Below are 18,490 nucleotides of genomic sequence, written 5' to 3' on the forward strand. Positions count from 1 at the left end.
ATGGAACTCAAGCTTCTGAATGCGCAAGGTCAAGCCGCCTCGAACGTTGCTGCAGCCGATACGATTTTCGGCCGTGACTACAATGAAGCGCTGATCCACCAAGTCGTCATCGCTTATCAAGCGAATGCACGTAGTGGTAACCGCAAGCAAAAAGACCGTGAAGAAGTTCACCACACGACGAAAAAGCCATGGCGCCAAAAAGGTACCGGCCGCGCTCGTGCTGGTATGTCGTCGTCGCCACTGTGGCGCGGCGGTGGTCGGATTTTCCCGAACTCGCCTGACGAAAACTTCACCCACAAAGTGAACAAAAAGATGTATCGCGCAGGTATCTGCTCGATCCTGTCGCAGCTGGCTCGCGAAGAGCGCCTGATCGTCATCGACGATCTGACGATCGACGCGCCAAAAACCAAGCTGCTGTCGCAAAAATTGAACGGCCTGGGCTTTGATTCGGTTCTGATCATCACCGACGTTCTGAACGAAAACCTGGAACTGGCATCGCGCAACCTGCCTAACGTACTCGTCGTTGAGCCACGTCACGCAGACCCGATGTCCCTGGTGTTCTACAAGAAGATCCTGGTCACCAAAGCTGCATTGGCCAAGATTGAGGAGATGCTGGCATGAGCGCGATTTTGAAACATAGCGAAGAACGCTTGATGAAGGTGCTGTTGGCGCCCGTGATTTCCGAAAAGGCCACCATGGTCGCGGAAAAGAACGAGCAAATTGTATTCCGCGTACTGCCGGATGCAACCAAGCCTGAAATCAAGGCAGCGGTCGAACTGCTGTTCAAGGTTGAAGTTCTGTCCGTGCAAACTGCAAACCGCGAAGGTAAGCAAAAGCGCACCGGCAAGTTCAACGGTCGTCGTAACCATACCAAGCGTGCTTTCGTGTGCCTGAAGCCTGGCCAGGAAATCAACTTCTCCGAGGAGGCTGCATAATGGCACTCGTTAAGATGAAACCAACCTCGCCAGGCCGTCGCGGCATGGTGAAGGTGGTGAATGCCGACCTGTACAAAGGTCGTCCATTCGCTGCCCTGGTTGAAAAGAAATCCAAGACCGCTGGTCGTAACAACAACGGTCACATCACCACCCGTCATATCGGTGGTGGTCATAAGCAACACTACCGCTTGATCGACTTCAAGCGCACCAAAGATGGTATTCCAGCGAAAGTGGAACGTATCGAATACGATCCAAACCGCACCGCGAATATCGCTCTGCTGTGCTACGCCGACGGCGAACGTCACTACATCATCGCAACCAAAGGCATGGCCGTTGGCGACAGCGTGATGAACGGTTCGGAAGCACCGATCAAATCGGGTAACTGCTTGCCAATCCGTAACATCCCAGTCGGTACCGTGATGCATTGCGTCGAAATGCTGCCAGGTAAAGGTGCCCAAATGGCACGTACCGCCGGCGCTGGCGTTGTGCTGATGGCACGTGAAGGTACCTACGCTCAAGTGCGTCTGCGCTCGGGTGAAGTACGTCGCGTGCACATCGAGTGCCGTGCAACGGTTGGTGAAGTCGGCAATGCCGAGCACAGCCTGCGTAAAATCGGTAAAGCTGGTGCGATGCGCTGGCGCGGTGTTCGTCCTACCGTTCGCGGTGTGGTCATGAACCCGGTCGATCACCCGCACGGTGGTGGTGAAGGTAAAACAGCAGCTGGTCGTCATCCAGTTTCGCCATGGGGCCAACAGACCAAGGGTAAGAAAACACGCAGCAACAAGCGTACGACTTCCATGATCGTCTCGCGCCGCGGCAAGAAATAAGGGGTAGCACATGACACGTTCATTGAAAAAAGGGCCGTTCTGTGACGCCCACCTGGTGAAAAAAGTTGAAGCCGCGCAAGCAGCCAAAGACAAAAAGCCAATCAAAACCTGGTCGCGTCGTTCGACAATCATGCCTGACTTCATCGGCCTGACGATCGCGGTTCATAACGGCAAGCTGCACGTGCCGGTTTATGTTTCCGAAAACATGGTTGGTCACAAGCTCGGCGAATTCGCACTGACCCGTACGTTCAAGGGCCATGCAGCTGACAAAAAGGCTAAGAAATAATGGAAACTAAAGCTATCCTCAAAGGTGTGCGCCTGTCGGACCAAAAGGGCCGCCTGGTTGCTGACCTGATCCGTGGCAAGAAAGTTGACGCTGCACTCAACATCTTGCAATTCAGCCCGAAAAAAGGTGCTGCGATCATCAAGCGTGTTCTGGAATCGGCAATCGCCAATGCGGAACACAATGATGGCGCGGACATCGACGAATTGTTCGTGAAAACGATCTACGTCGAAAAGGGCCCGGTCCTGAAGCGCTTCACCGCGCGTGCAAAAGGCCGTGGCGACCGTATTTCGAAACAATCCTGTCACGTTTACGTGACTGTCGGTAACTAAGGAGCCACGATGGGTCAGAAAATTCATCCAACCGGTTTCCGTCTGGCGGTCACCCGTAACTGGGCTTCGCGCTGGTATGCAGGCAACGGTAATTTCGCTGCCATGCTGAACGAAGACTTGAAAGCACGTGCTTACCTGAAAAAGAAACTGAAGAACGCTTCCGTTGGCCGCATCGTTATCGAGCGCCCAGCCAAGAACGCGCGCTTCACGATCTACAGCTCGCGTCCAGGCGTGGTCATTGGTAAAAAAGGCGAAGACATCGAAGTACTGAAGTCCGCGCTGACCAAGATCATGGGCGTACCTGTTCACGTGAACATCGAAGAAATTCGCAAGCCAGAAATCGACTCGCAACTGATCGCCGATTCGATCGCTCAGCAGCTGGAAAAACGGATCATGTTCCGCCGCGCCATGAAGCGTGCAATGCAAAATGCAATGCGCCTGGGTGCTCTCGGTATCAAGATCATGTCGTCCGGCCGTCTGAACGGTATCGAAATCGCGCGTAAAGAGTGGTACCGCGAAGGCCGCGTGCCTCTGCATACCCTGCGCGCCGATATCGACTACGGTACCAGCGAAGCGTCGACCACCTACGGCATCATCGGTGTCAAGGTGTGGGTATACAAAGGTGACCGCGCGCCTAACGGCGATGCACCAGTCATCGATACCCCAGCTGACGAGAAGAAAAGCCGCGGCCCACGCCGTGACGATGGCAAGCCAGCTGGCCGTCCACGTCCAGCCGGTGCCGGTGCGAAACCATCCACAGCACCAGGTGCACGTGTGCGTACCGCCGCTAAACCGGCCGCCGCAGCAGCACCAGCTGAGAAAGCAGGAGAATAATCATGCTGCAACCAGCACGCAGAAAGTATCGTAAAGAGCAGAAAGGCCGTAATACCGGTATTTCGCACAGCCGCGGCACCGCCGTGTCGTTTGGCGAATTCGGTCTGAAGGCAGTTGCGCGCGGTCGTATCACTGCGCGTCAAATTGAAGCGGCGCGTCGTGCAATGACGCGTCACATCAAGCGCGGTGGCCGTATCTGGATCCGTATTTTCCCGGACAAACCGATTTCGAACAAACCGGCTGAAGTCCGTATGGGTAACGGTAAAGGTAATCCTGAGTACTACGTCGCTGAAATTCAGCCAGGCAAAGTACTGTACGAAATGGATGGCGTTGATGAAGCGCTGGCACGGGAAGCATTCCGTCTTGCCGCCGCTAAACTGCCACTGGCGACGACGTTTGTCATCCGCCAAGTCGGCCAATAATTGGAGTTGTATATGAAAGCATCTGAACTCCGCGGCAAGGACCAGCCAGCTCTGCAAAAAGAGCTGAATGACCTGTTGAAGGCACAGTTCGGCCTGCGCATGCAAATCGCTACGCAGCAGCTGAGCAACACTTCGCAGCTCAAGAAGGTACGCCGCGATATCGCGCGTGTGAAGACGGTAATGAATCTGAAGGAAGCCAAATGAACGAACCAGTGAAACAGTCGCTCAAGCGCACGCTGATCGGTAAAGTGGTTTCGGACAAGATGGACAAGACCGTTACCGTTCTGATCGAGCGCCACGTAAAACATCCTTTGTATGGCAAGATCATCATGCGCTCGAACAAGTATCACGCGCATGACGAGACCAACCAAGTCAAGGCCGGTGACACGGTCGAGATCCAGGAAGGTCGTCCGATCTCCAAAACGAAGGCATGGACGGTGACACGTGTGGTTCAAGCCGCACCAACCGTTTAAATAAAAACCACCGTTTCGGCGGTGGCTTTTAATTAGTACTTGCAGGCCCGCAAATTGTATGTAATACTTGCGGGCTTCGTTCATGTAACGCCGCAAAGTGTCTGGCCACAGACAGTAGCATTCGCGGTCAGTTGATGTATGAAGGTCATGCACCCAAACAGTGAAGCCCAGCAGGGCGGCTCTGGCGGGACCAAGACTGACCGTGGGTCTACATTGTGTGGATTCTTCGGCTTAAGTTGGGAAAGAGAATACTATGATTCAAACTGAAAGCCGGCTCGAAGTGGCTGACAATACCGGTGCCAAAGAAGTAATGTGCATCAAGGTATTGGGCGGCTCCAAGCGCCGTTATGCTGGCATTGGCGATGTGATCAAGGTAACCGTTAAGGTTGCTGCGCCACGTGGCCGTGTCAAAAAAGGTGAAATTTATAACGCCGTGGTTGTGCGCACCGCTAAAGGTGTTCGCCGCCAAGACGGTTCCCTGGTGAAGTTCGACGGCAATGCCGCCGTTCTGTTGAACGCCAAGCTGGAACCGATCGGTACCCGTATTTTTGGACCTGTCACACGCGAACTGCGTACTGAGAAGTTCATGAAAATCGTGTCCCTGGCACCGGAAGTCCTGTAAGGAGTCGTAATGGATAAGATTCGTAAAAACGACGAAGTCATCGTTCTGACCGGGAAAGACAAGGGCAAACGTGGTGTGGTACAGCAGCGTATCGATGCTGAACATATCGTGGTTGACGGCATTAACATCGCTAAAAAAGCGACTAAGCCAAACCCGATGACTGGCGTAACTGGTGGTATCGTCGATAAGACCATGCCAATTCACGTGTCCAACGTTGCATTGTTTAATGCAGCGACTGGCAAGGCAGATCGCGTGGGTTTCAAAGAAGTGGACGGCAAGAAAGTTCGCATCTTTAAATCCTCCGGCGAAGTAGTGAAGGCTTAAGAAATCATGGCACGTCTCCAAGAATTCTATAAAGAAAAAGTCGTTGCCGACCTGACCAGCAAGTTTGGTTACAAGTCGGTAATGGAAGTTCCACGCCTGACCAAGATCACCCTGAACATGGGTGTTGGTGAGGCTATCGCGGATAAAAAAGTTCTCGAGCACGCAGTTGCTGACTTGACCAAGATCGCCGGCCAGAAGCCAGTGACCACCAAGTCCCGCAAAGCGATCGCAGGCTTCAAAATCCGTGAAGGTTACCCGATCGGTACGATGGTCACCCTGCGCGGCGCTCGCATGTACGAGTTCCTGGATCGCTTCATTACCGTGGCTCTGCCGCGCGTACGCGATTTCCGTGGTGTGAACGGCCGTGCATTTGATGGTCGTGGCAACTACAACATCGGTGTCAAGGAACAGATCATTTTCCCTGAAATCGAATACGACAAGATTGACGCGTTGCGCGGTATGAATATCAGCATCACGACAACCGCTAAGACCGATGACGAAGCCAAAGCTTTGCTCGCCGCCTTTAAATTCCCTTTCAGGAACTGATCATGGCCAAACTGTCACTGATTAATCGTGAGATCAAGCGTGCTGACCTGGTGGCGAAATTCGCCCCTAAGCGCGAAGCTCTCAAGGCCATCGTCGATGACCAATCGAAATCGGAAGAAGAGCGCTACGAAGCTCGCCTGAAACTGCAGGCGCTGCCACGTAACTCGAACCCGACGCGTCAACGTAACCGTTGCGCCATCACTGGTCGTCCGCGCGGCACATTCCGTAAATTCGGTCTGGGTCGTATCAAGCTCCGTGAATTCGCCATGCGTGGTGAAATTCCGGGTATGACAAAAGCAAGCTGGTAATAGGAGAATATGCAATGAGTATGAGCGATCCTATCGCCGATATGCTGACCCGCATTCGCAATGCACAAGGCGTGCAAAAGACGACCGTGGCCATGCCATCGTCGAAAGTCAAAATTGCGATTGCCAGCGTCCTGAAGGACGAGGGTTACATTGAAGATTTCGCTGTTGCCGAAGCTGGTGGCAAAGCGGAACTGAAAATCGGTTTGAAGTATTATGTTGGCCGTCCCGTCATTGAGCGCTTGGAGCGCGTGTCCCGTCCGGGTCTGCGCGTCTACAAGGGTAAAGACGAGATCCCTGTTGTGATGAATGGCTTGGGTGTGGCGATCGTGTCGACTCCGCAAGGCGTCATGACTGACCGCAAAGCACGCGCTACCGGTGTCGGCGGCGAAGTTATTTGCTACGTGGCTTAAGGAGTTACACATGTCTCGAGTAGCTAAAATGCCTATCGTAGTGCCAGCTGGCGCCGAAGTCGCCATCTCCGCACAAGCGATCACCGTAAAAGGCCCGCTGGGCGTACTTTCCCAGGCCCTTACCGGTCAGGTCAAAGTAGAAAACAATGCAGGAACCCTGAGTTTCGACGTGGCGAACGACAGCCGCGAAGCCAATGCCATGTCCGGCACGCTGCGCGCACTGGTCAACAACATGGTTGTTGGCGTCACCAAGGGTTTCGAGAAAAAGCTGAACCTGGTAGGCGTGGGTTACAAGGCGCAAGCTCAAGGCGACAAGCTGAATCTGTCCCTGGGTTTCTCGCACCCTGTAGTGCATGACATGCCAGCTGGCGTTACCTGCGCAACACCAACCCCGACCGAGATCCTGATTAAAGGTATCGACCGTCAACAGGTTGGCCAGGTAGCCGCTGAAGTTCGTGCTTACCGCGCTCCTGAGCCTTATAAAGGCAAGGGCGTTCGCTATGCGGACGAAGTGGTTAAGCTTAAAGAAACCAAGAAGAAGTAATTAGGGGCTGACGATGGATAAGAAAGAATCACGGCTTCGCCGCGGACGCCAAACCCGCATCAAGATTGCGGAATTGAAAGTAAATCGCTTGTCGGTGCATCGCACCAACCTGCACATTTACGCCAACCTGATCAGCCCGGACGCTAAAGTCCTGGTTTCGGCCTCGACGGCTGAAGCGGAAGTTCGCGCTGAACTGGCAGGCCAATCCGGCAAAGGCGGCAATGCCGCTGCTGCAGCCTTGATCGGCAAGCGCGTCGCTGAAAAAGCGTTGAAAGCAGGGATTACCGAAGTTGCGTTTGACCGCTCCGGTTTCCGTTACCACGGCCGTGTGAAAGCGTTGGCAGAAGCCGCACGCGAAGCCGGTCTGAAGTTCTAAGGATCAATCATGGCAAAAATGCAAGCAAAAATGCAAAGCGACAAGCCGGATGATGGCATGCGCGAAAAAATGATCGCGATCAACCGCGTGACCAAAGTGGTCAAGGGTGGTCGTATCATGGGTTTCGCCGCGCTGACCGTAGTTGGTGATGGCGATGGCCGCGTCGGCATGGGCAAGGGCAAATCGAAAGAAGTGCCAGTTGGCGTGCAGAAGGCAATGGAAGAAGCCCGTCGCAACCTGATCAAAGTACCGCTCAAAAACGGTACCTTGCATCACACGGTTGTTGGTCGTCACGGCGCCTCCAAGGTCCTGATGAACCCAGCTAAGCCTGGTACTGGCGTTATCGCTGGTGGCGCAATGCGCGCTATCTTCGAAGTGATGGGCGTGACGGACGTGGTGGCGAAATCCACCGGTTCGAACAACCCATACAACCTGGTACGCGCTACGCTGGACGGCCTGTCGAAAATGAGCACTGCTTCCGATATCGCTGCCAAACGCGGCAAGTCGGTCGAAGACATTCTGGCTTAAGGTGGACAAAATGACAAACACAGTCAAAGTGCAATTGGTCAAGGGCTTGATCGGTACGCGCGAATCGCATCGCGCTACCGTGCGCGGTCTGGGTCTGCGTCGTGTAAATTCGGTTTCCGAATTGCAAGACACCCCATCCGTACGCGGCATGATCAATAAAGTATCGTATCTCGTTAAAGTTGTCGGGTAAGCCTTCGGGCTTACACGAACGGAGCAAATCATGGAATTGAATACTATTGCACCAGCCGAAGGCGCTAAGCACTACAAGCGTCGCGTCGGTCGCGGTATCGGCTCCGGCCTGGGTAAAACCTCGGGTCGTGGTCACAAAGGTCAGAAATCGCGTTCGGGCGGCTTTCATAAAGTCGGTTTCGAAGGCGGTCAGATGCCTCTGCAACGCCGTCTGCCTAAGCGCGGTTTCAAATCGATGCACGCAACCTTCAAAGCTGAAGTGCGCCTGTCCGATCTGAACAACCTGGCTGTTGGCGATGTCGACATTCTGGTCTTGAAGCAAGCTGGCGTTCTGGGCGTGTTGGCCCGTGACGTGCGCGTGATCTTGTCCGGCGAAATCACCAAAGCGGTGAATTTGAAGGGCTTGAAAGTGTCCGCTGGCGCGAAAGCAGCCATCGAAGCAGCCGGCGGCTCGGTAGCCTGAGTTGACCGCTAACAGCTTGATCGGAGCGAAAATTGGCGACTAATCCACAACTTGCTAAAAGTGCAGCGGCCGGTTTCCCTTGGGGACGGCTCTGGTTTTTGCTTGGCGCATTGGTGGTTTATCGTATCGGTGCTCACGTCCCGGTTCCCGGGATTGACCCGACACAATTAGCCTCGCTGTTCAAGGAGCACGAAGGCGGCGTCCTGGGCATGTTCAACATGTTCTCGGGCGGTGCCTTGTCTCGTTTTACAGTGTTTGCGCTGGGTATCATGCCTTATATCTCGGCCTCGATCATCATGCAATTGCTGTCGATCGTGTCACCGCAGATGGAAGCGTTGAAAAAAGAAGGCGAAGCAGGTCGTCGCAAGATCACCCAGTACACCCGGTATTTCACGGTTGCCCTGGCACTGTTCCAAGCGTTAGGCATTGCAGTCGCACTGGAGTCGCAAGCTGGTCTGGTGTTGGAACCTGGTCTTGCATTCCGCTTCGTGACGGTCGTCACTTTGTTGACCGGAACAATGTTTTTGATGTGGTTGGGTGAGCAAATTACCGAGCGTGGCTTGGGGAATGGCATCTCGATCATCATTTTTGCCGGGATTGCAGCAGGTCTGCCGTCGGCGTTGGGTGGCTTGTTCACTCAAGTGTCGAATGGCTCGATCGGCAGCTTCAGCGCGATTTTCATCGTGATCCTGGTAGCACTGGTAACGTACTTCGTCGTATTCGTCGAACGTGGTCAGCGCAAAATATTGGTCAACTACGCGAAGCGCCAGGTAGGCAACAAGATTTATGGCGGTCAAACCAGCCATTTGCCGTTGAAGCTGAACATGGCCGGCGTGATCCCGCCGATCTTTGCTTCTTCGATCATCTTGTTCCCGGCCACTATCGTGGACTGGTTTTCAAAGGGCGCCGACAACGCTAACCCTGCGGTGCGGTTCTTGAAAGATTTGGCAGCATCGATGGGGCCTGGTGAGCCTATCCATGCGCTGTTGTACGCAGTGGCGATCGTGTTTTTCTGTTTCTTCTATACAGCGCTGGTCTTTAACAGCAAGGAAACAGCGGATAACTTGAAGAAAAGCGGTGCGTTCATTCCCGGGATCCGTCCAGGCGAACAGACAGCCCGTTACATCGACAAGATCCTGACACGCTTGACACTTGCCGGCGCAGTCTACATCACCCTGGTGTGTTTATTGCCGGAATTTATGCAAGCCCAGTGGAAAGTACCATTCTATTTCGGCGGTACTTCTTTATTGATTATTGTAGTTGTCACCATGGATTTCATGGCGCAAGTACAGAACTACGTGATGTCGCAGCAATATGATTCGCTGCTGCGCAAAGCAAATTTCAAGGGCGGAATTCCGACGCGTTAAGCGCGGTAAACATACCGAATGGCAAAAGACGACGTCATACAGATGCAGGGCGAGATTCTTGAGAATCTCCCAAATGCAACATTTCGAGTGAAGCTGGAGAACGGACACGTGGTGCTCGGGCATATTTCAGGTAAAATGCGGATGAACTATATTCGCATTCTCCCTGGAGACAAGGTGACGGTGGAGTTAACGCCGTACGACCTGAGCCGAGCCCGCATTGTGTTCCGTACCAAGTAACACACTGAATCAAACCAAAGAAGCGAAAGAAAGAGCCCAAAAATGAAAGTTCTCGCATCAGTCAAGCGGATCTGCCGCAACTGCAAGATCATCAAGCGCAAAGGCGTAGTCCGCGTTATCTGCGTGGAACCACGTCACAAGCAGCGTCAAGGTTAATCGAGGAATAACAAATGGCACGTATTGCAGGGGTTAATATCCCAAATCATCAGCATACCGTTATCGGCCTGACGGCCATCTACGGTGTGGGCCGTCCACGCGCAGAGAAAATCTGTGCATCGACCGGTGTAGCAACCAACAAAAAGATCAAAGATCTGGATGACAGCGAACTGGAAAAGCTGCGCGATGAAGTAGGTAAATTCATCGTCGAAGGCGATCTGCGTCGTGAACTGTCCATGAACATCAAGCGTTTGATGGATCTGGGTTGCTACCGCGGCATGCGTCATCGTAAGGGTCTGCCTTGCCGTGGCCAGCGTACGCGTACGAACGCACGTACCCGCAAGGGACCGCGTAAAGCCGCTCAATCGCTGAAAAAATAATCCGCTAGGGAATAATTATGGCTAAGTCGCAAAATAACGCCGCATCAGCACGCGTGCGTAAAAAAGTTAAAAAGAACGTCGCTGAAGGCATCGCGCATGTCCACGCTTCGTTCAATAACACCATCATTACCATCACCGATCGTCAAGGCAATGCCTTGTCGTGGGCTACCTCCGGCGGTGCAGGCTTCAAGGGTTCGCGTAAATCGACCCCGTTCGCAGCGCAGGTCGCCGCGGAAGCCGCTGGTAAAGTGGCTGTTGAGTGTGGCGTAAAGAACCTGGAAGTACGTATCAAGGGCCCAGGTCCTGGTCGTGAATCCGCCGTTCGCGCGCTGAACAACCTGGGCATCAAGATCACCGAGATCCAGGACGTGACGCCGGTACCGCACAACGGTTGCCGTCCACCGAAACGTCGTCGTATCTAAGATAGTGTTGCAGAGGGCGCTTCGGCGCCAGCTGCTTTGCTGTCTGTTGTAACTCAGTACAGTTGTGTGAAAACGCTGGAGCAGGGAGCCGGAAACGGTTATACTGCCCGGCTGTTCTTGCCTGTCAAATCCTGTTTGACGGGTTTTTCGTTTTCAGCCACCGTCTGATTGAAACCAAATCAGACTAGCGCCTAACCGCATCAGTGTGTTTGATCATGCATGTGGCTGGGGCGTTATCATTTAAAAAAAGGAAGTATCGTGGCACGTTATATCGGACCTAAAGCAAAACTTTCCCGCCGTGAAGGTACAGACCTGTTCCTGAAGAGCGCACGTCGCTCGCTGGACAGCAAGTGCAAACTGGACGTCAAGCCAGGCCAGCACGGTGTCAAATCCGGCGCCCGCACCTCGGACTACGGTAACCAACTGCGCGAAAAGCAAAAAGTCAAGCGCATGTACGGCGTGCTGGAACGTCAATTCCGCCGCTACTTCGCTGAAGCAGACCGTCGTAAAGGCAACACCGGCGAAACGCTGTTGAAGTTGCTGGAAACGCGTCTGGACAACGTTTGCTACCGCATGGGCTTTGGCTCGACCCGCGCTGAAGCGCGTCAATTGGTCAGCCACAAAGCGTTCACCGTGAACGGTATCGTTGTGAACATCGCTTCGTACGCAGTCAAAGTTGGCGACATCGTTGCTGTTCGTGAAAAATCGAAAAAGCAAGTGCGTATCGTTGAAGCACTGTCGCTGGCTGAACAAGTTGGTATGCCTAGCTGGGTTTCGGTTGATGCCAAGAAAATGGAAGGTACTTTCAAGTCCCTGCCAGAGCGTAACGAAATCGCTAACGACGTCAACGAATCGCTGATCGTCGAGCTGTACTCGCGTTAATAGCAGTTAGCACCATCACCGCCCACTCGTTTTCTTTCGGGTGGGCGTTTTACTAATGCCATCAGCCTTATCGGTGTAATGAGCCGAGGGTATTGAAAAGGACATTTCATGCAAAACAGTTTGTTGAAGCCACGTATTATCGATGTTGAAGCTCTCGGTGCAGGTCACGCCAAGGTCGTGATGGAACCGTTCGAGCGCGGCTATGGCCACACATTGGGTAACGCGTTGCGCCGCGTTCTGCTGTCGTCGATGGTGGGCTACGCGCCGACCGAAGTGACGATCGCTGGCGTCGTCCACGAATATTCCTCCCTCGATGGCGTGCAAGAAGACGTCGTCGATCTGTTGCTGAACTTGAAGGGTGTGGTTTTCAAAGTCCACAACCGCGATTCGGTAACCCTGACCCTGAAAAAAGAAGGCGAAGGCGCGATCCTGGCCTCCGATATCGACCTGCCGCATGACGTCGAACTGATCAACCCTGACCACGTGATCGCCCACCTGACCGCTGGTGGCAAGCTGGACATGCAGATCAAGGTTGAAAAAGGCCGCGGCTACGTTCCTGGTAACGTGCGTCGCCTGTCGGAAGACACGAACAAGACCATCGGCCGCATCATTCTGGATGCATCGTTCTCGCCAGTGCGCCGTGTATCGTACTTCGTTGAATCGGCTCGCGTTGAACAACGTACCGACCTGGACAAGCTGATCATCAACATCGAAACCAACGGCGTGATCTCGCCGGAAGAAGCGATCCGCCAGTCGGCCCGCGTTCTGGTGGACCAGTTGAATGTGTTCGCTGCCCTGGAAGGCACGGAAGCCGCCGCCGAAGCGCCATCGCGCGCTCCGCTGGTCGATCCTATCCTGTTGCGTCCAGTCGACGATCTGGAGTTGACCGTGCGTTCGGCGAACTGCCTGAAAGCGGAAAACATCTACTACATCGGCGACCTGATCCAACGTTCGGAAAACGAACTGCTGAAAACGCCAAATCTGGGCCGCAAGTCCCTGAACGAAATCAAGGAAGTGCTGGCATCGCGCGGCTTGACCTTAGGCATGAAGCTGGAAAACTGGCCGCCTGCCGGCCTGGAAAAGTAATTCGTAGTTGTAGCAAACTGCCTGGGACAGGTGTCCCAGGCTTTTATTTTGTAGTACCAAACCGGCCCGCGATGAAGCTTCTGCCTCATTGATCGAAGAGCTGGAATTTAAACACTCACCGAAAGGATTTATCATGCGTCACGGTCACGGCCTCCGTAAACTGAATCGTACCTCGTCCCACCGTCTGGCAATGCTGCGCAACATGACAGTATCGCTGCTGCGTCACGAAGCGATCAAAACCACCCTGCCAAAAGCAAAAGAACTGCGCCGCGTTGTCGAGCCAATTCTGACCCTGGGCAAAACCGATTCCCTGGCAAACAAGCGTCTGGCCTTCAACCGCCTGCGCGACCGTGAAATGGTCGTCAAACTGTTCGCTGAACTGGGCCCACGTTTCGCCAACCGTAACGGTGGTTATGTACGTATCCTGAAAATGGGTTTCCGCGTCGGCGATAACGCTCCTATGGCGTTCGTTGAACTGATGGATCGTCCAGATACGACCGAAGCAGTTGAAGTTGCTGGCGAGTAATCCCAGTAATTGCATCTGAGAAAGCCAGGCCTAGCCTGGCTTTTTTGTTTTCTGCTGCAGCTATCCTTGCTGCGGTGTACTATTCTTCTTTCGCGCCGGCCCGGCACAAGCGCTGCCTGCTCCGCGCGTCCTCTGTCGAATGGTCGAAAAGGTAGTTCATGTCCCGTTTCCCCTCCAGCGCCACCGCGCGCGCCGCTCCCCTGCATCAACTGCTGCTCTGGTTTGCCACCTGTTTACTGCTGGCCATGGCCGTCTTTGGCGCCAGCCAGGCCCGTGCCGACGATGAATTCCTCGATCCGGAACTGGCCTTCAAGTTTTCCGCCCGCATGCAGGATCCGTCCACCATCGCCGTCACCTATGTGATCGCCGATGGCTACTATATGTACCACGAGCGCTTCAAGTTCGAGGCCGTGGGCGCCAAACTGGGCACGCCCGTGTATCCGGCTGGCAAGGTCAAGTTTGACGACACCTTCCAGAAGAACGTGGAAACGTTCCGCAAGACGCTCACCATCACGATTCCTGTTGAAGCGGCCGGCGCGTTCACCCTGAAGGCGACGGGCCAGGGCTGCTCCGACAAGGGCTTGTGCTATGCGCCGCAGGATGCCACGGCCCAGCTGGTGGGCGGTGGCGGCGGCCAGAGCATGGCGCCGGGCGGCTTGCCGTCGAAATTCGCCTTGCCCGCCGCGCCGGCAGTCGACACGGCGGCCGTCAACGGCCCGCAGGCGCAGGCGTCGCCTGGCGTGTCCGTGCTGAGCATTCCCCAGGCGAACATCACCAGCACGCCCGAGCCGGTCGCGGCGGCGCCCGTGGCGGCAAGCGCCGCGCCGGCGCAAAGCGAGATGGGCAAGATCGAAGCGGCCCTGAAGGGCGGCAAGCTGCTCGTCATCGTGCCGCTGTTCATGCTGCTGGGACTGGGCCTGGCTTTTACGCCGTGCGTGCTGCCGATGGTGCCGATTTTGTCGTCGATCATTATCGGCGATGGTGGCAAGGTCAGCCGTTCGCGCGGCTTGCTGCTGTCGCTGACGTACGCGCTGGGCATGGCCATCGTCTACACGGCGCTGGGCGTGGCGGCTGGTCTGGCGGGGGAAGGCCTGGCGGCGCAACTGCAAAATCCGTGGGTGCTGGGTTTCTTTGCCTTGCTGATGGCGGGCCTGGCCCTGTCGATGTTCGGTTTTTATGAGCTGCAAGTACCGGCTTTCCTGCAAGGCAAGCTGACGTCCGTGTCGAACCAGCAATCGTCGGGCCGCCTGGCGGGCGTGTTCGTCATGGGCGCCATTTCCGCCCTGATCGTGGGGCCATGCGTGGCCGCTCCGCTGGCCGGCGCCTTGCTGTACATCAGCCAGACGCGCGACGTCGTCATCGGCGGCGGTGCCCTGTTTGCCATGGCCGTGGGCATGAGCGTGCCCTTGCTGTTAGTGGGCGTGTCGGCCGGCACCTTGCTGCCGCGCGCCGGCGCCTGGATGGATGCCGTCAAGCGCTTCTTTGGCGTGCTGCAGCTGGGCGTGGCCTGGTGGCTGGTCTCGCCCGTGCTGCCGGGCGCCGTGCAAATGCTGGGCTGGATGGTCTTGTTCGTCGGCTACGGCATGTATCTGCTGGTGGGCAAGAGCGGCGCGAAGAACGCGTGGGTAGCCAAGGCCTTTGGCCTCGTGTTTGCCGTGCTGGGCGCGATGCAACTGGTGGGCGTGGCCAGCGGTGGCCGCGACCCGCTGGCGCCGCTGGCCCACCTCGGCGGTGGCCAGGTGCACGCGCAACCATTTACGCGCGTAAAGACCGTGGCGCAGCTCGACGCGGCGCTGGCGCAATTGAATGGCAAGCCGGCCTTGCTGGACTTTTATGCTGACTGGTGCGTGTCGTGCATCGAGATGGAAAAACTGACCTTTGTCGACCCTGCCGTGCGCGAGAAGATGGGGCAAGCCGTGTTGCTGCAAGTGGACGTGACGGCCAATGATGCGGACGATAAGGCCATGCTGAAACGTTTCCAGCTGTTCGGCCCGCCGGGCATCATCATGTTCAACCCGCAGGGACAGGAGATCGCCCAATCGCGCGTAATCGGCTTCCAGAACGCCGCCACTTTCCTGACCTCGTTGCGCAAGCTCGACGGGCAATAAGCCGTCGCTTGTCTCGCGAATAAGAAAAAGCCTGCAATGCAGGCTTTTTCTATTTCTGCGCCAGTTAAAACTTAACCAGCTTTGGGCTGCTGATGCATGCCATGGTGCCCGCCGCGGTGGTGGCCGCCGTGCTTGCCGCCAGGCACGCTGTCATCAAACACTTTCTTTTGCTCCGGCGTCAGCACGGCGTAGAAGGTTTTCAGCGAGGCCAGGCGGCTTTCCTGATCCGCGATGCGTTCCTTCGACATGGCGATCCATTGCTCCATGCGTTCCGGGGCCGACAGCTTGGCCATCGCTTCGTGCTTGGCTTTCCAGTCGCCCATCGGTTTTTTCGGCGCGTTGGCGGCCGTGAAAGTGGCCCAGGCCGGTTCTTGCGCGGCCGTCAGCTTCAGCTTGTCGTGCAGACGGGCCTGGTACTTGGCCATGCGTTCGGCGGGATTGCTTGCGCGGTGCTGGCCGCGCTGGCCCTCATGTTGCATCTTGCTGCTGGCGGCAGGCGCGCTGGCGGCCGCTTCCTGGGCGTGGACGGTCAGCGATGCCGCGCCCATGCCGAGCACGCTCATGGCGATGATCAAATTCTTGCGCAGGGTTGTCATTGAGGCGTTCATCTGGATTCCTTTGTAAAAGTGGGGGATGTACATGTTGCTGCACATGAATCCATGGTGGACTCTCCATGTTTCCCCGAAGTGTCCGCTGTCAGACAGTTTGTATCTATATGTTTCTTCGGGTCTTCTATATACAAGACGATACAAATGCGCTGTGCAAGGGCAGGGGAAGTGGGGATAATTCGTACCATGGAACCCACTTCTACAATTCTCATCGTCGACGATGACCGCGATATCCGCAGCTTGCTGGCGGACTACCTGGAAACGAACGCCTACCGCACCCTGGGTGCGGCAGATGGCACGGCCATGTGGAAAATCCTCGACGAAACGCGGCCCGACCTGATCGTGCTCGACTTGAACTTGCCAGGCGACGACGGCCTGACCTTGTGCCGCAAGCTGCGCGCCCAATCGACGGTGCCCGTGATCATGTTGACGGCGCGCAATGAACCGCTGGACCGTATCCTGGGCCTGGAAATGGGCGCCGACGATTATTTGCCGAAACCGTTTGAACCGCGCGAATTGCTGGCGCGCATACGCAGCGTGCTGCGCCGCAGCCATGCCATGCCGTCGAACGTGCCGTCGGACAAGGCGCAGCAAATCCGCTTTTCCGGCTGGACCCTGGACCTGACGGCGCGCCATTTGCTCAATCCCACGGGCCTGGTGATCATGCTGTCGGGCGCGGAATTCCGCCTGCTGCGCGTGTTCCTGGAACACCCGAACCGCGTGCTCAACCGCGACCAGCTGCTGAACCTGACGCAGGGCCGCGACGCCGACCCGTTCGACCGCTCGATCGATATCCAGATCAGCCGCCTGCGGCAAAAGCTCGGTGAAGATGCCCGCTTGCCGCAAATCATCAAGACCGTACGCAACGGCGGCTACGTGCTGGCCGGCCAGGTCAATGTGGAGCCGCACGCGTGAAGGCCTTCCTGGGCTCCATGACGGGCCGTGTCTTCATGTTTTTGCTGATCGGCATCGTCGCTTCTGCCGCGCTGACACAGTGGCTGGCCGTGGGCGAACGCCAGCGTGCCATCGAACAATACCGCGACTACCACGCCGTTGAGCGGGCCGAGCAGCTGGTGATGGCGGCCGACGTGGTGCCGCTGGCCTCGCGCGCCGCCTATCTGAAAGTGGCCAACAAGGGCAGCGTGCGCCTGGAGCTGCGTCCTGACGTCGAGCATGTACCGGGCAAGCCGACGGAATTTTCCACCGCCCTGCAAGCCAAGCTGGGCGAAGGCTTCAAGGTCAGCGCGCTGGCCGAACGGCCGGCCGCCTGCGTCAAGCCGCGCCAGAGGCCGGGCATGTTTTCCGCCAAGCCATGGGGCGGCACGTGCGAAAACCTCGACGTGCGCATGCAGGACGGCCACGTGCTGCGCCTGATGGTCTTGCCGCCGCGCCAGCAGCCGCCGTTCAATGAACACAACGACTGGATGACCTTGCTGCCTTTCCTGATCAGCATCGCCATCCTCGCCTACCTGGTCACGCGCATGACCATGCGCCCGCTCAAGCAGCTGGCGCAGGCGGCGAAAGACCTGGGCAACGACATTAACCACCCGCCGCTGACCCTGTCGGGCGCCAGCGAGATCCGCCAGGCCAGCGCCGCCTTCAACGCCATGCAGGCGCGCATCCGCCAGCATATTTCCCAGCGGACACAGATGCTGGCAGCTATCACGCACGACTTGCAGACGCCGCTGACGCGCTTGCGCTTGCGCCTGGAAAAAGTGGCCGATACGGAATTGTATGACCGCCTGGTGGGCGACCTGTCGGCCATGCAAAGCATGGTCAAGGAAGGGCTGGACCTGGCCCGCTCGATGGACAGCACGGAAGCGATGCAGGCGCTCGATCTTGACTCCCTGCTCGACAGTGTTTGCTCCGACGCGGCCGATGCCGGCCAGAAAGTCAGCCTCGGTGGACAGGCGGGCATGGCCCTGATGGCGCGTCCGATCGCCATGCGGCGCTGCCTGGTGAACCTGATCGACAATGCCGTCAAATATGGCCAGTACGCGCAGGTCACCGTCGAACGCATTCCCGGCGCCGCGCGCATCCGCATCCGCGATGGCGGGCCGGGCATTGCGCCAGATCAACTGGCGAAAGTGTTCGAACCGTTTTACCGCATCGAGACGTCGCGTTCGCGCGAATCGGGCGGCACGGGCCTGGGCCTGACCATCGCGCGCAATATTGCCGAGCAGCACGGCGCCACGGTTTTGCTGTCCAATCACGTCGACGGTGGACTGGAAGTTACCCTCATCGTGCCAGAGTATTACGCAGGAAAGTGAGCATTTCCGTGCGACAATATTGTGCTTTATGC

At 56.4% G+C, this 18,490-nt stretch carries 31 protein-coding genes; 30 read left to right on the forward strand and 1 reads right to left on the reverse strand.

Annotated features, from left to right (window positions below):
- The 28 genes from rplD (at window position 1) to dsbD (ending at window position 15,580) form a co-directional block, all read left to right on the forward strand.
- Entirely contained in the window at window positions 1–621 is a 621-nt protein-coding gene (gene rplD, locus FG13_RS21025) for a 50S ribosomal protein L4 (protein ID WP_034753197.1), read from the forward strand.
- The gene (rplW, locus tag FG13_RS21030) at window positions 618–935 is read left to right on the forward strand and encodes a 50S ribosomal protein L23 (RefSeq protein WP_010394398.1); all 318 of its coding nucleotides are present in this window, start codon (window positions 618–620) and stop codon (window positions 933–935) included. Before rplD ends, rplW begins: the two co-directional genes overlap by 4 nt.
- A complete protein-coding gene (gene rplB / locus FG13_RS21035; RefSeq protein WP_034753198.1) occupies window positions 935–1,762 on the forward strand; it encodes a 50S ribosomal protein L2 in 828 nt (275 codons plus the stop codon). The genes rplW and rplB overlap by 1 nt, the downstream gene beginning before the upstream one ends.
- Before the next feature lie 10 nt (window positions 1,763–1,772).
- The gene (rpsS, locus tag FG13_RS21040; RefSeq protein WP_008444295.1) at window positions 1,773–2,048 is read left to right on the forward strand and encodes a 30S ribosomal protein S19; all 276 of its coding nucleotides are present in this window, start codon (window positions 1,773–1,775) and stop codon (window positions 2,046–2,048) included.
- Window positions 2,045–2,377: a 50S ribosomal protein L22 gene (gene rplV / locus FG13_RS21045; protein WP_170840583.1), complete on the forward strand. Its 333-nt coding sequence runs from the start codon at window positions 2,045–2,047 to the stop codon at window positions 2,375–2,377. The genes rpsS and rplV overlap by 4 nt, the downstream gene beginning before the upstream one ends.
- Window positions 2,378–2,386: 9 nt before the next feature.
- Complete coding sequence (gene rpsC, locus FG13_RS21050) at window positions 2,387–3,211, forward strand: 30S ribosomal protein S3 (RefSeq protein ID WP_034753199.1); 825 nt, start codon at window positions 2,387–2,389, stop codon at window positions 3,209–3,211.
- Between the two features lie 2 nt (window positions 3,212–3,213).
- Window positions 3,214–3,633 (forward strand): 50S ribosomal protein L16, encoded by a 420-nt coding sequence (gene rplP, locus FG13_RS21055; RefSeq protein WP_034753201.1) that lies wholly within the window; start codon window positions 3,214–3,216, stop codon window positions 3,631–3,633.
- A gap of 12 nt (window positions 3,634–3,645) precedes the next feature.
- Window positions 3,646–3,837, forward strand: a complete 192-nt coding sequence (gene rpmC, locus FG13_RS21060; protein WP_010394412.1) for a 50S ribosomal protein L29 — start codon at window positions 3,646–3,648, stop codon at window positions 3,835–3,837.
- Window positions 3,834–4,106 carry a 30S ribosomal protein S17 gene (gene rpsQ, locus FG13_RS21065; protein ID WP_010394415.1) on the forward strand — a complete coding sequence of 91 codons (273 nt, stop codon included), beginning with the start codon at window positions 3,834–3,836 and terminating at the stop codon, window positions 4,104–4,106. The genes rpmC and rpsQ overlap by 4 nt, the downstream gene beginning before the upstream one ends.
- Window positions 4,107–4,359: 253 nt before the next feature.
- Window positions 4,360–4,728 (forward strand): 50S ribosomal protein L14, encoded by a 369-nt coding sequence (rplN, locus tag FG13_RS21070; RefSeq protein ID WP_008444317.1) that lies wholly within the window; start codon window positions 4,360–4,362, stop codon window positions 4,726–4,728.
- Between the two features lie 9 nt (window positions 4,729–4,737).
- Window positions 4,738–5,052 (forward strand): 50S ribosomal protein L24, encoded by a 315-nt coding sequence (gene rplX / locus FG13_RS21075; RefSeq protein WP_034753204.1) that lies wholly within the window; start codon window positions 4,738–4,740, stop codon window positions 5,050–5,052.
- 6 nt (window positions 5,053–5,058) lie between these two features.
- Entirely contained in the window at window positions 5,059–5,598 is a 540-nt protein-coding gene (gene rplE, locus FG13_RS21080; RefSeq protein WP_010394421.1) for a 50S ribosomal protein L5, read from the forward strand.
- A 2-nt stretch (window positions 5,599–5,600) separates the two neighbouring features.
- Window positions 5,601–5,906 carry a 30S ribosomal protein S14 gene (rpsN, locus tag FG13_RS21085; protein ID WP_010394423.1) on the forward strand — a complete coding sequence of 102 codons (306 nt, stop codon included), beginning with the start codon at window positions 5,601–5,603 and terminating at the stop codon, window positions 5,904–5,906.
- 14 nt (window positions 5,907–5,920) lie between these two features.
- Complete coding sequence (gene rpsH, locus FG13_RS21090) at window positions 5,921–6,316, forward strand: 30S ribosomal protein S8 (protein ID WP_034753208.1); 396 nt, start codon at window positions 5,921–5,923, stop codon at window positions 6,314–6,316.
- Window positions 6,317–6,326: 10 nt separating this feature from the next.
- Complete coding sequence (gene rplF, locus FG13_RS21095) at window positions 6,327–6,860, forward strand: 50S ribosomal protein L6 (protein ID WP_034778281.1); 534 nt, start codon at window positions 6,327–6,329, stop codon at window positions 6,858–6,860.
- A 13-nt stretch (window positions 6,861–6,873) separates the two neighbouring features.
- Window positions 6,874–7,236 carry a 50S ribosomal protein L18 gene (rplR, locus tag FG13_RS21100; protein WP_010394431.1) on the forward strand — a complete coding sequence of 121 codons (363 nt, stop codon included), beginning with the start codon at window positions 6,874–6,876 and terminating at the stop codon, window positions 7,234–7,236.
- A 9-nt stretch (window positions 7,237–7,245) separates the two neighbouring features.
- Window positions 7,246–7,764 carry a 30S ribosomal protein S5 gene (gene rpsE, locus FG13_RS21105; protein WP_010394433.1) on the forward strand — a complete coding sequence of 173 codons (519 nt, stop codon included), beginning with the start codon at window positions 7,246–7,248 and terminating at the stop codon, window positions 7,762–7,764.
- Window positions 7,765–7,774: 10 nt separating this feature from the next.
- Entirely contained in the window at window positions 7,775–7,954 is a 180-nt protein-coding gene (gene rpmD / locus FG13_RS29615; protein ID WP_010394435.1) for a 50S ribosomal protein L30, read from the forward strand.
- Between the two features lie 30 nt (window positions 7,955–7,984).
- Entirely contained in the window at window positions 7,985–8,416 is a 432-nt protein-coding gene (gene rplO, locus FG13_RS21110; protein WP_034753211.1) for a 50S ribosomal protein L15, read from the forward strand.
- Between the two features lie 32 nt (window positions 8,417–8,448).
- On the forward strand, window positions 8,449–9,783 hold the full coding sequence (gene secY, locus FG13_RS21115; protein WP_010394438.1) for a preprotein translocase subunit SecY: 1,335 nt from the start codon (window positions 8,449–8,451) through the stop codon (window positions 9,781–9,783).
- A gap of 18 nt (window positions 9,784–9,801) precedes the next feature.
- On the forward strand, window positions 9,802–10,020 hold the full coding sequence (infA, locus tag FG13_RS21120; protein WP_005663428.1) for a translation initiation factor IF-1: 219 nt from the start codon (window positions 9,802–9,804) through the stop codon (window positions 10,018–10,020).
- A gap of 42 nt (window positions 10,021–10,062) precedes the next feature.
- Window positions 10,063–10,176: a 50S ribosomal protein L36 gene (rpmJ, locus tag FG13_RS29620; RefSeq protein WP_010394471.1), complete on the forward strand. Its 114-nt coding sequence runs from the start codon at window positions 10,063–10,065 to the stop codon at window positions 10,174–10,176.
- A 14-nt stretch (window positions 10,177–10,190) separates the two neighbouring features.
- On the forward strand, window positions 10,191–10,556 hold the full coding sequence (gene rpsM / locus FG13_RS29625; protein WP_046681666.1) for a 30S ribosomal protein S13: 366 nt from the start codon (window positions 10,191–10,193) through the stop codon (window positions 10,554–10,556).
- A 17-nt stretch (window positions 10,557–10,573) separates the two neighbouring features.
- Window positions 10,574–10,978: a 30S ribosomal protein S11 gene (rpsK, locus tag FG13_RS21130; protein ID WP_010394475.1), complete on the forward strand. Its 405-nt coding sequence runs from the start codon at window positions 10,574–10,576 to the stop codon at window positions 10,976–10,978.
- Between the two features lie 258 nt (window positions 10,979–11,236).
- On the forward strand, window positions 11,237–11,860 hold the full coding sequence (rpsD, locus tag FG13_RS21135; RefSeq protein ID WP_010394478.1) for a 30S ribosomal protein S4: 624 nt from the start codon (window positions 11,237–11,239) through the stop codon (window positions 11,858–11,860).
- A gap of 108 nt (window positions 11,861–11,968) precedes the next feature.
- Window positions 11,969–12,946 (forward strand): DNA-directed RNA polymerase subunit alpha, encoded by a 978-nt coding sequence (locus FG13_RS21140; RefSeq protein WP_008444343.1) that lies wholly within the window; start codon window positions 11,969–11,971, stop codon window positions 12,944–12,946.
- A gap of 133 nt (window positions 12,947–13,079) precedes the next feature.
- Window positions 13,080–13,472, forward strand: a complete 393-nt coding sequence (gene rplQ / locus FG13_RS21145) for a 50S ribosomal protein L17 (RefSeq protein ID WP_034753219.1) — start codon at window positions 13,080–13,082, stop codon at window positions 13,470–13,472.
- A gap of 158 nt (window positions 13,473–13,630) precedes the next feature.
- Complete coding sequence (gene dsbD, locus FG13_RS21150; RefSeq protein ID WP_081922666.1) at window positions 13,631–15,580, forward strand: protein-disulfide reductase DsbD; 1,950 nt, start codon at window positions 13,631–13,633, stop codon at window positions 15,578–15,580.
- A gap of 71 nt (window positions 15,581–15,651) precedes the next feature.
- On the opposite strand, the gene FG13_RS21155 is transcribed toward dsbD, so the two are convergent.
- Window positions 15,652–16,188, reverse strand: coding sequence for a Spy/CpxP family protein refolding chaperone (locus FG13_RS21155; protein WP_161784199.1), 537 nt, complete (start codon window positions 16,186–16,188; stop codon window positions 15,652–15,654).
- Window positions 16,189–16,374: 186 nt separating this feature from the next.
- Between FG13_RS21155 and FG13_RS21160 the strand changes: the two genes are divergently transcribed.
- Together FG13_RS21160 and FG13_RS21165 are read left to right on the forward strand one after the other, a co-directional pair.
- Window positions 16,375–17,103, forward strand: coding sequence for a response regulator (locus tag FG13_RS21160; RefSeq protein ID WP_035824023.1), 729 nt, complete (start codon window positions 16,375–16,377; stop codon window positions 17,101–17,103).
- Window positions 17,100–18,458 (forward strand): ATP-binding protein, encoded by a 1,359-nt coding sequence (locus FG13_RS21165; protein ID WP_035824025.1) that lies wholly within the window; start codon window positions 17,100–17,102, stop codon window positions 18,456–18,458. The genes FG13_RS21160 and FG13_RS21165 overlap by 4 nt, the downstream gene beginning before the upstream one ends.
- The last annotated feature ends 32 nt before the right edge of the window (window positions 18,459–18,490 follow it).

The organism is Janthinobacterium sp. RA13 (assembly GCF_000745325.1).
GTDB classification, from domain to species: domain Bacteria; phylum Pseudomonadota; class Gammaproteobacteria; order Burkholderiales; family Burkholderiaceae_D; genus Janthinobacterium; species Janthinobacterium rivuli.